Below are 15,012 nucleotides of genomic sequence, written 5' to 3'. Positions count from 1 at the left end.
CATGTTTCCGGTATCAAAGGAGCGTAAGGCAAAGATATTCATGAACGGGAGAAGCCGTGCTGTGCGGATACCAAGCGACTTCGATCTCTCCGGAGATGAAGTCGTTATCCGACAGGAGGCGGATGGCGTAATCACCATTCAACCCGCTCGTCAGAAGCGATCACCAGGCGGGTTGATAGAGTGGCTTCGACAAGCGGAACCGCTCGGCCAAGACTTTCCTGAGATAGATGATCAGCCTCTTCAGGAGATTGATCTGGATCTTCCCGAATGAGTTACCTGTTCGATACCAACGCGATTTCGGAATTCATCCGAAATCCAGATGGCAAAACCGCGAAAAAGGTGGCTGCTCTCAAAGAGGGTGAATTGAGAACGAGCCTGATCGTGGCGGCCGAACTGAGATACGGGGTAGCCAAGAAGGGCTCAGAGCGTTTGGTCCGGCTCATCGAGACAGTTTTGTCCGAATTCGAGGTTATGCCTTGGGAGGCGCCGGCCGATGTTCACTATGCTGCGCTCAGGGACAGTCTGAGCCGCCGTGGGCAACCGATAGGCGATATGGATATGCTGATTGCGGCACACGCACTCGCCTTGGATGCTGTGCTTGTGACGGATAATGAAAGAGAATTTTCCCGAGTTCCGGGATTGAAGATCGAGAATTGGCTGCGATAGCGGCGGAGAAGAAGCAGAATGCGCAAGATGCACGTCTTTGTTTCCATCATGCTTGGCTTAGCGGTTCCGACCTTTGGCTATCTAGTCAACGGTTCGATTGGACTGGAGTTCATTGTGTTGGGGGCGATTATCGGCCTCGCCTACTGGTATTGGGGGCCTCTGGGCCTACCGTTTTGAAAGGGTAAGACATGGGCAAGGTTACAGGTTTCATGGAAATCGACCGGCAGGTGGCGAAGTATCAGCCGGCCTCCGACCGCATCCGGCATTTCCGCGAATTCACTATTCCGATGTCAGAACCGGAAGTACAAAAGCAGGCGGCGCGCTGCATGGATTGCGGCATTCCCTATTGCCACGGCCCGACCGGCTGTCCGGTGCATAACCAGATCCCCGACTGGAACGATCTGGTCTATAACGGCAAGTGGGAAGAGGCGATCCGCAACCTGCATTCCACCAACAATTTTCCGGAATTTACCGGTCGCGTTTGCCCCGCGCCTTGCGAGGAAGCCTGCACGCTGAACCTTGAGGATGCGCCGGTCTCGATCAAGACCGTTGAGCAGGCCATCGCCGACAAGGCCTATGAACTGGGCTTTATCGTGCCGCAACCGGCCACGGTCCATACCGGCAAAAAGGTGGCGATCATTGGGTCTGGCCCATCAGGCATGGCAGCCGCCCAGCAGCTTGGCCGTGCCGGGCATGATGTGCATGTCTATGAGCGCGAAACCAAGCCGGGCGGTTTGCTGCGCTACGGCATTCCCGACTTTAAGATGGAGAAGAACTTCATCGACCGCCGCGTCGAACAGATGAAGGGCGAAGGCGTCACCTTCCATTGTGGCGTCAATGTCGGCGTCGATGTAACGGTGGAAAAGCTGTTGGCCGATTACGATGCCGTCCTCTATTGCGGCGGCTCGGAAACCCCACGTGAAGCTGGCATTCCCGGCGTCGATCTGCACGGCGTCTATGATGCCATGCCCTATCTGGTCCAGCAGAACCGCAGGGTCGGTCGTGAAAACATCGACAGCGTCGGCTGGCCGTCGGAGCCGATCATTGCCGGTGGCAAGCATGTCGTGGTGGTCGGTGGCGGCGATACCGCGTCTGACTGCGTCGGCACGGCTTTCCGTCAGGGCGCTGTGAAGGTTACCCAGCTCGACATCCGTCCGCGTCCGCCGCAGACCGAAGACAAGCTGGCCGTCTGGCCGTTCTGGGCCACCAAGATGCGCACCTCCTCCAGCCAAGCCGAAGGCGCTGTGCGTGAGTTCCAGGTGGGAACGCTCGGATTCGTTGGCGAAGACGGCATGCTGACCGGCGTCAAATGCTGCCAGGTGGATGACCGTCGCCAGCCGATCGCTGGTTCGGAATTCATCATCAAGGCCGATCTCGCCTTTATCGCCATCGGCTTTTCCGGCCCCTTCACCGACAGTGTCGTCAAGGAGCTCGACGGCAAGCTGGACCTCAATACCGACCGGCGCGGCTCGACCAATGTTATCGCCAATGACAAGGACTACCGCACCTCCGTCGATAAATTCTGGGCAGCCGGCGACGTGCGCCGTGGCCAGTCACTGGTGGTCTGGGCCATCCGCGAAGGCCGCCAGGCAGCGCGCGCCATCGACGAGGCGCTGATGGGTACGACGGTTCTACCGCGCTGAGATTGGCCGGTTCCGAGTTCTATAAGGGGGGGCTTTCGCCCCCCTTTTTTCGTTGGAATTTGGGAAGATCTTGCACGTTTGCAAATGGATTTCTAGGGGTAGAATACAACTTAAGAGTTTTATTTTATTCAGAAATATCTATGCTTTATTTTGCGCGTATTTAAAAAATATCGAGGAATATCAATTGTAAACTCCGTATATTTGCAGTGATTTCCGGTTTGATCCGGCATATTTACTTTTAATAAATTAATGCCTTTTAAATCTTGTATACAACCTATTGTAGCCCTCATGATGAGATGCTTTTCCTGTAGCAGCCAATCCAGATGCTTGGATCCCTGCCGACATGAGATCCCAAATGTCATTTCTCGACAATCTGAAAATTAAAACGAAGATTTTGTCTGTCGTGGTTTCAATTTGTGCATTGGGCATTGGCGCTTCTGTCATGCTGTCCCAAAGCTTGAATGCTGTTGATAAGGAGTATTCCGCTTTTATCGATCAGGACGCAGGTTCGCTTATGATGGTGGCGCGTTCAAGTCAGAGGCTGATGGCACTCGGCTATGACGCTTACCAAATCTTGGTTTATGACGATTCAAGTCTGGAAATTGTCAGGGCGAAAAAGGACTATGATGAGAGCGTCAAGCGCATTATCACCATGATCAATGAGGCAATCGCCCTTGATCCTGCGAAGGCCGACCGGCTCGCGGCAATTCGTACACGGTATGAGGCGATCATCACGATAACATCCAAAGTGATTGACCTGGATGCTAGAAAACAAGATACCGAGGCCCGCGCCGAATTAAGGCAGGCAGATAAGCTGATCGCCGAGACAGCCGATGAGACCCGCCGATGGGTGGTCGATGGTGCAAAAGAACTTTCCGATAAAAGTACGTTGATCTCGAATGAGACGCGCAATACAATTATTTCTACACTTGGCGGCCTGCTTGTCGCTTTCATTCTGGCGATTTTTGCAGCTTTGTGGATCGTCTCCCATGGCATTACCCGACCGATCGAACGGCTGCGGCTGCGCATGACGTCCCTGGCCAAGGGCGAAACGCGGGCGGAAATCGATGGCGCCGGACGCGGAGACGAACTCGGACAGATGGCCGCCGCCGTTGCGGTGTTTCGAGACAATGCACTGGACCGTGAGCGTCTTGAAGCCGAGGCCGAAGCCAGCCGTGGCTTGTCGGAAAAGGAACGGGCCGAGCGTGATGCGCAGCGGGCCAAGGATGCCGCCGACACCAAATTTGCCGTGGAGGCTCTGGCAGAGGGTCTGACGCGCCTGGCTGATGGGGATGTCAGCTATCGCATTACCGTGCCATTCGTGGCTGGCCTTGATGGGTTGCGGTCGAATTTCAACAGCTCTGTCCAGAAGTTGCAGCAAGCGCTGGTGACCGTCAGGCAGAATGCGCGTGGCATTGATGCAGGTGCCAATGAAATCCGCTCTGCCGCCGACGATCTTTCGCATCGGACGGAACAGCAGGCGGCTTCCGTGGAAGAAACGGCAGCAGCACTTGAGCAGATTACCACGACGGTCAAGGATTCGACCCGGCGCGCCGAAGAAGCTGGCATTCTGGTGTCCAAAACACGCGATGGTGCGGAACGCTCCGGCGATGTTGTGCGCAAGGCGGTTGCCGCTATGCAGGAGATCGAAAGATCCTCTGGCGAAATCAGCAATATCATTGGTGTTATCGATGAGATCGCTTTTCAGACCAATCTTCTGGCGCTGAATGCCGGTGTCGAGGCAGCCCGCGCGGGGGAAGCCGGCAAGGGTTTTGCTGTGGTGGCGCAAGAGGTACGCGAACTGGCGCAGCGCTCCGCCAATGCGGCAAAGGACATCAAGGGCCTGATCGTCTCTTCCGGGCAGCAGGTGCAGGCCGGTGTGCAGCTGGTGGCTGAAACTGGCTCTTCGCTCGAAACCATTGTTGGTGAGGTTCAGGAGATTAACCGGCATGTAACGGCGATTGTCGAGGCTGCACGCGAGCAATCGGTCGGGCTTCAGGAGATCAATACGGCAGTCAATACTATGGACCAGGGTACCCAGCAGAATGCTGCCATGGTGGAACAGACAACGGCGGCAAGCCACAGCCTGGCGAAGGAAGCGGCGACGTTGAGCGACCTGCTGTCGCGCTTCAAGCTTGAAGATCAAGGCAAGGTTGTTGCGTTCGCGCAGACGAATGACGTTTCCGCATCTCGTCCCGCACCGTCGCCTGCCCGGAAACTGACGGAAAAGCTCCGGGGCGCCTTTCATGGATCGGCTGCGGTAAAAGAGAAGGATTGGCAGGATTTTTGACGAGAACCTTTCCAGGAAGACGGATGCCCCGTCTTCCTGGAAAGAACCACTGGGCGCGTGACACGGTCTTTGACCGGTACCATTTTGGATAGTTCGATACGTCTTACGTCAGCCCTTGTGAAACCGCCTTTGGTTTTCGGAGAGGACTAACGGTTTGCATTGGCGTCTGTCAGGTTTCATCTAAACCTCACAGACGCTCGTATTATTGTTTCGGCACAGCCAAATTTATATTTGATGGGGACGCTAGCCGGTAATCGTCTACCCTGCCTTTTGGCGGTTCCGGCATGATGCCGGTCGAGACCAGAAGGTCGCGGGGCGAGGGGGGCGTTTGGGGGGCGGGCTTTTCAGCGCCGCCCAACAGGTGATCTGCGCCATCCAGCGCCGGATCGGAAATTTTCATCGGGGCAATACGGTCGGGGCCGTCAAGCTGTTCTGGCCCGGTCAGGTCGGGCAGGCTGGTCGCATCGAGCCGCACCAGCCCGGGGCTTGCCATATCGCCCAGGAATTTGCGGGCGGATTTTTCCAGGTAGAAGGCCATCTTGCGCTTGCCGGCATCGGTCATGCTGATGCCATCGGGACCGCGCAACCGGGCCTGCTGGCCGTTGATGTCGGAGCCAGTCAGCACGAAGCCGCCGTCCGCATCGACGAAACCGTCCCAGATGTCGATAAATTCACCGCCTGCCGCTTCCGCCGCCTTGCGGTAGAGCGCGTTGAACTTGATCAGGTCCGCCGACATGCCCGGCGATTTCACCGGCGGCAGGCCAACCCAGATCAGCGGGATCTTTTTTGCCGTCACCAGCTTGGCGATGGTATCGATCCGCTTTTGATATTCGGCAAACCAGGCGTCTGAGGGAAAGCGCTGGTCGCCTCCGCCAGGGGTCATCTGCTGGCGGTCATTGGCGCCAAGCTCGACGATCACCAAAGCCGGTTTGGTTTCCTCGAGCATTTTCGGCAATTGCCGCCGCCAGTCGAAATAATCGTCCCGCACCAGGCCGGAGGAGCCGTTGCTGCGGGTCTCGATGACAGTTCCGGGCGCATCGGCAAAGGCCTGCTGTAAGCCATCGCCGATGGCGCTGGCAAAGAAATCGCCGACAACAAGGATTTTCTGGGCATTGTCTATCTTGGCCGGAGCCGCCTCCTTTGGCGGGGCCGAAACCGGAACAGGACGTATCCGTGCCGGTGTGGCGGGAGCGGTGGCGGCAGGTTTCTTGCGGCTGCGCGGCCCTGCCGGACGTGGCGCGGCGGGATATTGCCGTTCATAGCGGCTGTCGTCCGAGCGGCTGCCGAACAGCATGTCGAGCAGGGTGCGGCGGCGGGGATAATCCTGTGCCAGGGCAGGGCCACCGACGCTTGTCGCAGCCACGACGATTGCAAGCGCAAAGGTCACATGTCGCCGCACGATCCGGTCTCTGTCTTCACCAGGCATAAGCAGTCATCCCGTCGCGGCCCGTCAACGGCCGATCGCTCCCCATCAATGCCGTCTGAGCATTTCCAGCAGCGGCTTTGAAGGTTCGCCATCGCCCTGCATGCCCAACCGTTGCTGGATGGCGGAAATCGCCGCTTTCGAGCCGGAGCCGAAATTGCCGTCCACTTCGCCATTATAATAGCCCAGGGCCTTCATCCGGGTCTGCAACTCGAATTTTTCCTTGATATCCAGCGTACCGTCAGGACGTGGCCATTTCTGTTGCATTCCACCATAGCCGGCGATTTCGTCGGCAAGAAGACCGACGGCCAGCGCATAGGTATCGGCTGCATTGTATTTCTTGATGGTGAAAAAGTTGGATGTCATCAGGAAGCCCGGACCATTGGCACCGGCCAGCAGCTTTAACTGCGCCCGTTCGCCCGGATTGCGGAAAGCCTTGCCGCCAGGGCGGGTGAAGCCCAGCTTCTGCCATTGGCCCAGCGTCAGCGTCTTGCCGGCATATTTGCCAGCTCCCGCAGGCACCACGGCTTCATAGCCCCAGGTCCGTCCGCTGTCCCAACCGTTCTTGGCCAGAAGATTGGCAGAAGTGGCCAGCGCATCGGGAATTGAATTCCAGATATCCTTATGGCCATTGCCATCGGCGTCCACCGCATACAGCAGATAGCTGGTCGGGATGAATTGTGTATGGCCCATGGCGCCCGCCCAGGAGCCGGTCATTTCCTTCGGGCTCACATCGCCGTTTTGCAGGATTTTCAAGGCCGCAATCAGCTGTTTACGGGCAAAACCGGCGCGCTTGGGATCGGCATAGCCAAGGGTGGCCAGGGCCTGCGGCACGTAATGCAGCCGGTCGTCCTTGGCGAGAACCGCGCCGTAATTGCTTTCCATCGACCAGATCGCCAGAAGGATATGGCGGTCGACACCGAAATATTTTTCCAGCGATGCCAGCGTGCGGCCATGCTTGGCCAGCATTTCCCGACCGATCTTCACGGTATAAGGATTGACGCGGCTATCGAGGTAATCCCAGATGTCAGACTTGAATTCCGGCTGATAGGCGGCCTTGCGCAGCACTTCGGGGTCCGGGTCCTTGATCCCGGCAAAGGCGCGGTTATAGGTTTGCGCGCTAATGCCCGAGGCGGCCGCCGTGGGATAGAAATCCCGGATCCATTTCTGGAAGCCGGCATCGGCATGGGCATGAAGCGGCGCAAGGCTCGCCATGAGGGAAAAGGCAAGCGCGCGAAGATGGCGCGAGGCGCGTTCTCTGGTCATTGGCATCGTCGTCCGTTCAGCTGGCTGTTGGCTCATCTGTCTATGCTGGTCAATGCCATCTGGTTGTGGCAGTGCGGCAATACCGGTCAGGAATTGCACGGACCTGACCGGTCTGGCTCAGTCTATGACCATAGTCTCAACAAATTCTTTACCAATTTACCAAAATCGCAAACAGAATTGTAATTTCGTTGCAATTCTTTAGTAATCGGCGTTTGTGCGATTGCGTGCATATGTGAAAAATCCTCTAGGAGGGATGTGTGGGACAACTGAAAAAAATTCGTAAAGCCGTGTTTCCGGTTGCCGGTCTTGGAACTCGTTTCCTGCCCGCCACCAAGGCCGTGCCGAAGGAAATGCTGACTGTTGTCGATAAGCCAGTCATCCAATATGTGGTGGATGAGGCCGTGGAAGCCGGGATTGAGCATTTCGTGTTCGTCACCGGGCGCGGCAAAGGGGTGATCGAGGATTATTTCGATATCCAGTATGAGCTTGAACAGACGCTGAAATCGCGCAACAAAAATGCAGAATTGACGCTGCTGTCCGAAATCCTGCCCAAGGCAGGCGCCACCAGCTTCACCCGCCAGCAGGAGCCGCTGGGTCTCGGCCATGCAGTATGGAGCGCGCGCGAAATCGTTGGCGATGAGCCTTTCGCTGTTCTGCTACCCGACATGATCATGCGCGGCGAGACCGCCTGCATGAAGGGCATGGTCGATCTCTACAACAAGGCTGGCGGCAATATCCTCGCCGTCGAGGAATGTGCGCCCGATCAGGCGCATAAATACGGCATCGTCGGTGTCGGTGAGACGCTGGATGGCGGCTTCAAAATCACTGAAATGGTGGAAAAACCAGCCAAGGGTACCGCGCCCTCGAACTTCTTCATCAATGGCCGCTATATCCTGCAACCGGAAATCTTCTCGATCCTGGAAACCCAGGAACGCGGCGCTGGCAACGAGATCCAGTTGACCGATGGCATGTTGAAACTGGCCAAGATCCAGCAATTCGCCGGCTATCACTTCAAGGGCGAAACCTTCGATACGGGCGCCAAGGACGGGTTTATCCTTGCCAATGTCGCCTTCGCTCTGTCGCGTCCCGAACTTCGTGGCTTGGTGGAAGAGCCGATGAAGGCGCTGCTGGCCGCTTTGAAGTAAGCGGTTTTTCGAACGGACTGAAACTTAAAACGCCGTGCGTCCAACGCGCGGCGTTTTCTCGTTTACCGCCTGAGTTTCAGGCCAACGCCTGCCGTTAGGGTCTTTTCGTCGGAACTGCTGTCGCTGGTGGATTTTTCCCAGGTCAGATCGGCGGTGAGATCCAGCCAGCGGTTGACTTTGTAAACCAGCCCGCCACCTGCCGTATAATACATGCCCGTACTCAGGCTGCCGCCGCGATAATTGCGCCAGGTGGTGCCGCCCGAAAGCTTGGCAATCAGGTTGTCGCGCAATTCATGGGTCACGGCGGCCGTCAGTGCATAGGCGACATCGCCGCTGACGCCTGCACTGGTGGACGGTTCGATGGAGGTGGCAAGACCCAGATCGACATTGGTGCCGCGCAACGGTGACCACGCGACATTGCCGTCAACAGTCATCGCACCCAGATCGTCCAAGCGGGCATCGTCAAAATTGGCCTGCTTATAGCCAAGGGCGATTTCGCCGCGCAGCTTTTCGCCCATGTCCGAGCTGATCCCGGCCTTGGCACCGTAGATATTGCCGGAGCGGCGATAGCCTGCGCTGTCCTCAGTCTGGTCATAACGGGTCTTGCCGGTGGAGACTTCGATAAAGGGCGTCAGTGCCGGTGAGATTTCATAGCCCAGCCGTGAAGACAGGGTGACGGCATTGCGGTTACGGTCGGAATTGGACAGCATGCTGCCATCGGAAAGCTTGGCATCGGTATAGACCCAGCGTTCGAAATCCAGCCCAAGCGAGCCTTTTAACGGACCAACCTGCCGTTCCAGCACAGCACCGGCGCTGAACTGGTTGACGCCCGATTGGACCGTGGCATCGCGCACGGCATTGGGGTCGGTGGTGCTTTCGCGGCTGAAGCCATAGCCCGCCGTCAACCGGGCGGCCATGTCATTGGCAAAATCCAGCCGCAATGCGGCATCGACGCGACCGGAAGGATCGCTGTCGCGGTCACCCGCAATGCGTTGCCGCCATTGCCCGTCACCGGTGATGACCAGTTGATGGCGTGACCAGTCGGAGGTCAGCGTGCCTTTCAGTCCGTTATCCCAATAGGTGGTGTTCTGCTTGTCGTTGCCGGTCGATTTGCGTTCGGTGCTGATGCCTTGCGACAATTCCGGTCTGAGAATCATCGTGCCGACATGAATGCCGGTGCCATCATCCTCAGTCTTGCGCAGTTGACGCCGTTCATCGACCGGCGATTCCCTGAGGTTGATGCGGTTGGCGTCCAGCGCGTCATTGGTGATACGACGGAAACTGTCGGTATCAAGCGTATCTTCGCTGGTATCCGACTTGGTTTTGGTCGTTGACGTGGCAGTGCCTGTTGCCGTCGTGTCGGTGGTTGTTGCCGCGTCGTCGGTGCTCGTTGTGGAGCCGCGCAGGGTCGCAAGGCCCGCGCTTTGCTCAGTCGATCCCGACGTCAACTGCTGGGAGAGGGCAGGACCCGCCCCAGCCGCGACCAGGCAGGCTGCCAGCAAGCCAGCGGACACCATCGGGCAAAAACCCGCGCTGTGCTGCCGATCAGGGGAATGGGTCTGGCTGTCCGTCATTGCGGCCTGTTGAAATCTGTCTTTCGGCGGTGATGCCATTACCGAAAGGTAAATTCCCATGGTTAATTATTCGTTGCGATCAACGATTTGCACAGGTCAGCTTGCCAGAAACACCGGCCAGTCGTCATTTCTTACAGACTGTAGGCAAGGGTGAATGGACAGTTAAGTTCATTAGCGCTATGGACATTGCCATGAACAAGCTGGCTGTAAAACTCGTGGAAGCAAGCGCCATCAAGGCTGCATTGCGTGTTGTCGCTACCGAACAAAGCGGGCTGGCGGCCCTGGAAGAAGCTTTGGCAGGATATCTTGCCGGGCCGTTTTGCAACGCAATCGATGTTATCGGCAAAAGCTCGGGGCGGGTGATCGTCTCTGGCGTCGGCAAAAGCGGCCATATCGGCGGCAAGATCGCGGCGACCTTTGCTTCGACAGGCACGCCGGCTTTCTTCATCCATCCGGCGGAAGCCAATCACGGCGACCTCGGGATGATTGCCCGTGACGATGTGGTCATCGCCTTGTCCTGGGGTGGTGAAAGCACCGAGTTGAACGGTATTCTGTCCTTCACTCGCCGGTTCTCCATTCCGCTGATCGCCATTACCGCTGGTGAGCAATCCACGTTGGCGCGTGAAGCCGATATCGTGCTTTTGATGCCCAAGGTACAGGAAGCCTGCCCGCACGGGTTGGCGCCCACCACCTCCACCATGATGCAGATGGCGCTGGGCGATGCCTTGGCGCTGGCGCTGCTGGAAGCACGTGGCTTCGGGCCGAACGATTTCAAGACCTTCCATCCGGGCGGCAAGCTTGGCGCGATGCTGACCCATGTCGGCGACATGATGCATATAGGCGAGGACGTGCCGCTCGTGCCGGAAGGTACCTCGGTGCCGGAAGCGATTATCATGCTGTCGCAGAAGCGTTTTGGCTGCGTCGGCGTGACCGATAGTGCCAACCGCCTGGTCGGCATCATCACCGATGGTGATATTGCCCGTAACCTCAACCGCAATCTCGGTGAGCGGATGGTGGAAGAGGTGATGACCCGTCATCCAAAGACGGTGCATACCGAAACGCTCGCCACCACTGCTATGGCAATCCTCAACCAGCACAATATTTCGGCGCTGTTTGTGACCGATGAAGACGGTGTGCCTGGCGGCATTATCCACTTCCACGACCTGTTGCGGATTGGTGTGGCCTGAGCCAGGGGCCGGTCGCTTTTCGATCTTCACACCTTGTTTTAGTGATACGACGGGCCTGAACGACACTTAAAGCTGCTGAACTTTCCGTGTCCACGGTTCGTCACCCTCGGGCTTGTCCCGAGGGTCTGCTGCTGTCGAATAAGATGTTGACATCATTAATAAAAATTATTGCTTAATAGGGCGCACGGCGCTGTAGCGTGGTTAGATGCTCGGCACAGGGCCAAGCATGACGTTGACTATGTGTCGTGCCGCCTTGGTCTGGCTTTTTCCCTGGTGCCCGTCAAACCGCATCCACGGTCAAATCGCGCCCATGGGCGGCGATGATCTTGACCTGTGTTCCGGTCTCCAGATCCGGTCCTGATACCGTCCAGAATGTATCATCCAACCTGATCCGGCCACGACCCTCGCGGATCGGTTCCTGGAGGGTAGCGGTTCTCCCAACAAGGCTTGCGGTGCGCTGGTTGAGCAGCGGTTCGTCGCTGCTTCTGGCGTCGGAGCGCAGATATTTACGCCCGATCAGGATGGCGGCGATCGAAAAGGCGCAGAACACCAGCGCTTGAACCTGCCAGGGCCAGAAGGCATCGCCCCAGAAGGCCAGCGAGAGAAGGCCGGTGGCAATGGCGCCCAGCCCGATCCAGATCATGAACATGCCGGGCATGACCAGTTCGACGGCCAGCAGTGCCAGTCCCAGCACCAGCCAGCTCCACGGTCCCCATTGATCGACCAGCGTGGCGAACATGGCGGTTTATTCCTCCGACTTGGCGAAGGGATTGATCACGGGCGTGGTGCTGACTGCGGTGGTTTTCGGAACGCTTCTGGCGGAGGTGCCAGAGGCACGAGCCGGGTTGGAACTCGCCTGTGGGGCATCGCCGCCAAACACTTCACGGGCGATGGCGCCAATGCCGCTCAGCGAACCGATCAGCGATGAGGCTTCCATCGGCATCAGCACGATTTTCGAGTTGGAGGCGGTGCCGATAGCGGTCATCGCCTCGGTATATTTCTGCGCGACGAAGTAGTTGATGGCCTGGACGTCACCGGCGGCAATTGCCGCCGAGACCAGGGCTGTCGCCTTGGCTTCCGCTTCAGCCAGACGCTCGCGGGCCTCGGCCTCGCGGTAGGCAGCTTCCCGCTGGCCTTCGGCTTGGAGAATGGCAGACTGTTTCGCGCCTTCGGCCCGCAGAATCTGGGCATTGCGGAAGCCTTCAGCTTCCAATACCAGGGCGCGTTTTTCGCGCTCGGCCTTCATCTGGCGACCCATGGCATCGACCAGATCCTTGGGCGGCTGAATATCCTTGATCTCGACGCGGGTGACCTTGATGCCCCAGGGCCGCACGGCTTCATCCACCACCCGCAGCAGGCGGTCATTGATGACTTCGCGGTTGGAGAGCAGTTCGTCGAGGTCCATCGAGCCCATGACCGAGCGGATATTGGTCATGGTCAGGTTGAGAATGGCGTTTTCCAGATTGGCGACCTGATAGGCGGCTTCGGCGGCGTTCAAGACCTGATAAAAGGCCACGGCATCGGCGGAGACGCTGGCATTGTCCTTGGTGATGACCTCCTGGGTCGGAACATCCAGCACCTGTTCCATCACATTCATCCTGGCACCGATGGTCTCGATGAAGGGAGTGATGATGTTCAGGCCCGGTTCCAGCGTGCGGGTATAGCGCCCGAAGCGTTCCACGGTATAGCGAAAGCCCTGCGGCACGGTCTTGATCCCGGCAATCAGCACCAGGATGACGAAGCCCACCAGGGCAATAACCAGAATATCGAAGCCGGACATATCTTCTCCCCACCGTCATTTTGTTGAGCTCTATGTAAGCTTGGCCCCACCCCGTTACCAGTGGCATGGATAATCTAGGGTCGTTCTCGGGGCAATTACCCGTTCAGGCGGGTTTGCAAAGCCTCACTTCTGCGCTATCAGGGCCACGGTTTTCACCACCGGTCGCAGCCTACCCGGAAAAAACAAGGACTAGAACCATGAAAATACTCGTCGTCTGCTCTGGCGGACTCGATTCCGTTTCGCTTGCCGACAAAATGGCAGCGGAGCATCAGCTGATCGGCCTGATCTCCTTCGATTACGGCCAAAGGCACAAAAAAGAACTGGATTTTGCAGCGCTTGCGGCCAAGCGGCTGGGCGTGCCGCACCAGATCATCGACATTACCGCGATTGGTGCCAGCCTGACCGGCTCGGCGCTGACAGACGATCTCGACGTTCCCGACGGCCATTATGCCGAAGAGACGATGAAGATCACCGTCGTGCCGAACCGCAATGCCATCATGCTGGCGATTGCCTTCGGTGTGGCTGCGGCCCGCAAGGCCGATGCGGTGGCCGTTGCCGTGCATGGCGGCGACCATTTCATCTACCCCGATTGCCGCCCGGGCTTCATCGATGCGTTCCAGACCATGCAGGCTCATGCGCTGGAAGGCTATGCCGATGTCAAGCTGATGGCGCCGTTCGTCACGGTTTCCAAGGCCGATATCGTAACCGAAGGGGCGAAATACGGCACGCCGTTTGACCAGACCTGGTCCTGCTACAAAGGTGGTGCGCGCCATTGTGGCCGGTGCGGCACCTGCGTGGAGCGGCGCGAAGCCTTTCATCTGGCCGGTGTTACCGATCCGACTGCCTATGAAGATCCGGATTTCTGGGTGAGCGCCACCTCCGGCTTCCAGGCCAGGGAGGTTTGAGACCATGTACCGGATCACCAAGGAGTTTCATTTTTCCGCCTCGCACCAGCTGAAAGGCCTGCCCGACGATCATCAATGCTCCCGGCTGCATGGGCATAATTATATTGTCGAGGTCGAGCTTTCGGGGGAGGACCTGAACGACCATGGCTTCCTGCGCGATTATCATGAGCTGAAAGTGCTGAAGACCTATATCGATGAGGCCTTCGATCATCGCCATCTCAATGATGTCCTGGGTCACGACAAGACCACGGCGGAATGTCTGGCCAAGCACTTCTATGATTGGTGCAAGCAGTATTTTGCCGAGACCTCTGCGGTCCGGGTCAGCGAAACCCAGAAGACCTGGGCGGAGTATCGTCCGTGACGCAGTCTCAGATCTTGGGCGATGCCGGGCTCCGGGTCAGTGAAATCTTCGGCCCGACCATTCAGGGCGAGGGGGTGCTGATCGGCCAGCCGACCGTGTTCGTGCGGATGGGCGGCTGCGATTATCGCTGTTCCTGGTGCGATAGCCTGCATGCGGTGGAAAGCCGCTTTCGCCACGAATGGCTGCCAATGAGCGTCGAGGCGATCTGGTCCGAGGTGGAAAACCTGTCCGGGGGCGTACCATTGATGGTGTCGCTGTCGGGTGGCAATCCGGCGATCCAGCCGCTGGGCGGGCTGATTGCCCACGGTCATGAGCGAGGCTACCGCTTCGCCCTGGAAACCCAGGGGTCGATTGCCCGCGACTGGTTTGCCGATCTGGATGTGCTGGTGGTGTCGCCGAAACCACCGTCGAGCGGCATGGAAACGGATTGGGATGCGCTGTCGCTCTGTCTGGAGAAAGCCGCAGCGCGGGGCGCGCAGCAAAGCCCACTCACCGTGCTGAAGTTCATCGTTTTTGATGAGGCCGACTATGCCTATGCCCGCGACGCCAGCGCCAGGCATCCGCATCTGCCGGTCTATCTCCAACCCGGCAACCATACACCCCCGCCGCCGGAAGACGATGACGCGCTGATCGATATGGACGGGATCATGACCCGGATGCATTGGCTGGTTGACCGGGTGGTCGAAGACCGCTGGTTTGCCGCCCGCGTGTTGCCGCAACTGCATGTGCTGCTCTGGGGCAATAAGCGTGGGGTGTGATTCCAGCGGTCGTT

The 15,012-nt window shown here is 58.0% G+C and carries 15 protein-coding genes; 10 read left to right on the top strand and 5 right to left on the bottom strand.

Translation table 11 applies throughout. The annotated features are described in order from the left end of the window. The first annotated feature begins 1 nt into the window (after position 1). The 5 genes from FS819_RS12790 to FS819_RS12770 all read left to right on the top strand — a co-directional run bounded on the left by FS819_RS12790 (position 2) and on the right by FS819_RS12770 (position 4,599). Positions 2 to 271, top strand: coding sequence for an antitoxin (locus FS819_RS12790; RefSeq protein WP_234624502.1), 270 nt, complete (start codon positions 2 to 4; stop codon positions 269 to 271). After that, positions 268 to 666, top strand: coding sequence for a type II toxin-antitoxin system VapC family toxin (locus FS819_RS12785; protein ID WP_070153594.1), 399 nt, complete (start codon positions 268 to 270; stop codon positions 664 to 666). Before FS819_RS12790 ends, FS819_RS12785 begins: the two co-directional genes overlap by 4 nt. 18 nt (positions 667 to 684) lie before the next feature. After that, a complete protein-coding gene (locus FS819_RS12780; RefSeq protein WP_156533758.1) occupies positions 685 to 843 on the top strand; it encodes a hypothetical protein in 159 nt (52 codons plus the stop codon). Between the two features lie 11 nt (positions 844 to 854). Further along, positions 855 to 2,309 (top strand): glutamate synthase subunit beta, encoded by a 1,455-nt coding sequence (locus FS819_RS12775; protein ID WP_060718272.1) that lies wholly within the window; start codon positions 855 to 857, stop codon positions 2,307 to 2,309. A gap of 355 nt (positions 2,310 to 2,664) precedes the next feature. Then, positions 2,665 to 4,599 (top strand): HAMP domain-containing methyl-accepting chemotaxis protein, encoded by a 1,935-nt coding sequence (locus FS819_RS12770; protein ID WP_156550987.1) that lies wholly within the window; start codon positions 2,665 to 2,667, stop codon positions 4,597 to 4,599. A 202-nt stretch (positions 4,600 to 4,801) separates the two neighbouring features. On the opposite strand, the gene FS819_RS12765 is transcribed toward FS819_RS12770, so the two are convergent. After that, positions 4,802 to 6,025, bottom strand: a complete 1,224-nt coding sequence (locus FS819_RS12765) for an SGNH/GDSL hydrolase family protein (protein WP_156550986.1) — start codon at positions 6,023 to 6,025, stop codon at positions 4,802 to 4,804. Between the two features lie 45 nt (positions 6,026 to 6,070). Further along, entirely contained in the window at positions 6,071 to 7,288 is a 1,218-nt protein-coding gene (locus FS819_RS12760) for a lytic murein transglycosylase (protein WP_156551019.1), read from the bottom strand. A 257-nt stretch (positions 7,289 to 7,545) separates the two neighbouring features. Here FS819_RS12760 and galU point away from each other — a divergent pair, with 257 nt between their 5' ends. Continuing rightward, a complete protein-coding gene (gene galU, locus FS819_RS12755) occupies positions 7,546 to 8,433 on the top strand; it encodes a UTP--glucose-1-phosphate uridylyltransferase GalU (protein ID WP_070166787.1) in 888 nt (295 codons plus the stop codon). Positions 8,434 to 8,495: 62 nt separating this feature from the next. Here the strand turns inward: galU and FS819_RS12750 are convergent, their stop codons facing one another. Then, positions 8,496 to 10,007 carry an outer membrane beta-barrel protein gene (locus FS819_RS12750; protein ID WP_197433977.1) on the bottom strand — a complete coding sequence of 504 codons (1,512 nt, stop codon included), beginning with the start codon at positions 10,005 to 10,007 and terminating at the stop codon, positions 8,496 to 8,498. Between the two features lie 191 nt (positions 10,008 to 10,198). Between FS819_RS12750 and FS819_RS12745 the strand changes: the two genes are divergently transcribed. Beyond that, positions 10,199 to 11,194 (top strand): KpsF/GutQ family sugar-phosphate isomerase, encoded by a 996-nt coding sequence (locus tag FS819_RS12745; RefSeq protein WP_070166997.1) that lies wholly within the window; start codon positions 10,199 to 10,201, stop codon positions 11,192 to 11,194. 280 nt (positions 11,195 to 11,474) lie between these two features. Here FS819_RS12745 and FS819_RS12740 read toward each other — a convergent pair whose 3' ends face one another. Together FS819_RS12740 and FS819_RS12735 are read right to left on the bottom strand one after the other, a co-directional pair. Beyond that, positions 11,475 to 11,933, bottom strand: a complete 459-nt coding sequence (locus tag FS819_RS12740; protein ID WP_156550984.1) for an NfeD family protein — start codon at positions 11,931 to 11,933, stop codon at positions 11,475 to 11,477. A 6-nt stretch (positions 11,934 to 11,939) separates the two neighbouring features. Further along, positions 11,940 to 12,974 carry an SPFH domain-containing protein gene (locus tag FS819_RS12735; protein WP_156550983.1) on the bottom strand — a complete coding sequence of 345 codons (1,035 nt, stop codon included), beginning with the start codon at positions 12,972 to 12,974 and terminating at the stop codon, positions 11,940 to 11,942. A 197-nt stretch (positions 12,975 to 13,171) separates the two neighbouring features. Here FS819_RS12735 and queC point away from each other — a divergent pair, with 197 nt between their 5' ends. Genes queC through queE form a run of 3 tightly spaced genes read left to right on the top strand, consistent with a single transcriptional unit; the run spans position 13,172 to position 14,998 of the window. Then, a complete protein-coding gene (gene queC, locus FS819_RS12730; RefSeq protein ID WP_156550982.1) occupies positions 13,172 to 13,879 on the top strand; it encodes a 7-cyano-7-deazaguanine synthase QueC in 708 nt (235 codons plus the stop codon). Between the two features lie 4 nt (positions 13,880 to 13,883). Next, positions 13,884 to 14,240, top strand: coding sequence for a 6-carboxytetrahydropterin synthase QueD (gene queD, locus FS819_RS12725; protein WP_156550981.1), 357 nt, complete (start codon positions 13,884 to 13,886; stop codon positions 14,238 to 14,240). Further along, complete coding sequence (queE, locus tag FS819_RS12720) at positions 14,237 to 14,998, top strand: 7-carboxy-7-deazaguanine synthase QueE (RefSeq protein ID WP_234624503.1); 762 nt, start codon at positions 14,237 to 14,239, stop codon at positions 14,996 to 14,998. Before queD ends, queE begins: the two co-directional genes overlap by 4 nt. Positions 14,999 to 15,012: the final 14 nt, after the last annotated feature.

This window comes from Allorhizobium sp. Av2 (assembly GCF_021462805.2).
Lineage (GTDB): Bacteria > Pseudomonadota > Alphaproteobacteria > Rhizobiales > Rhizobiaceae > Allorhizobium > Allorhizobium vitis_G.
This window is presented reverse-complemented; position numbering and strand designations above follow the sequence as displayed.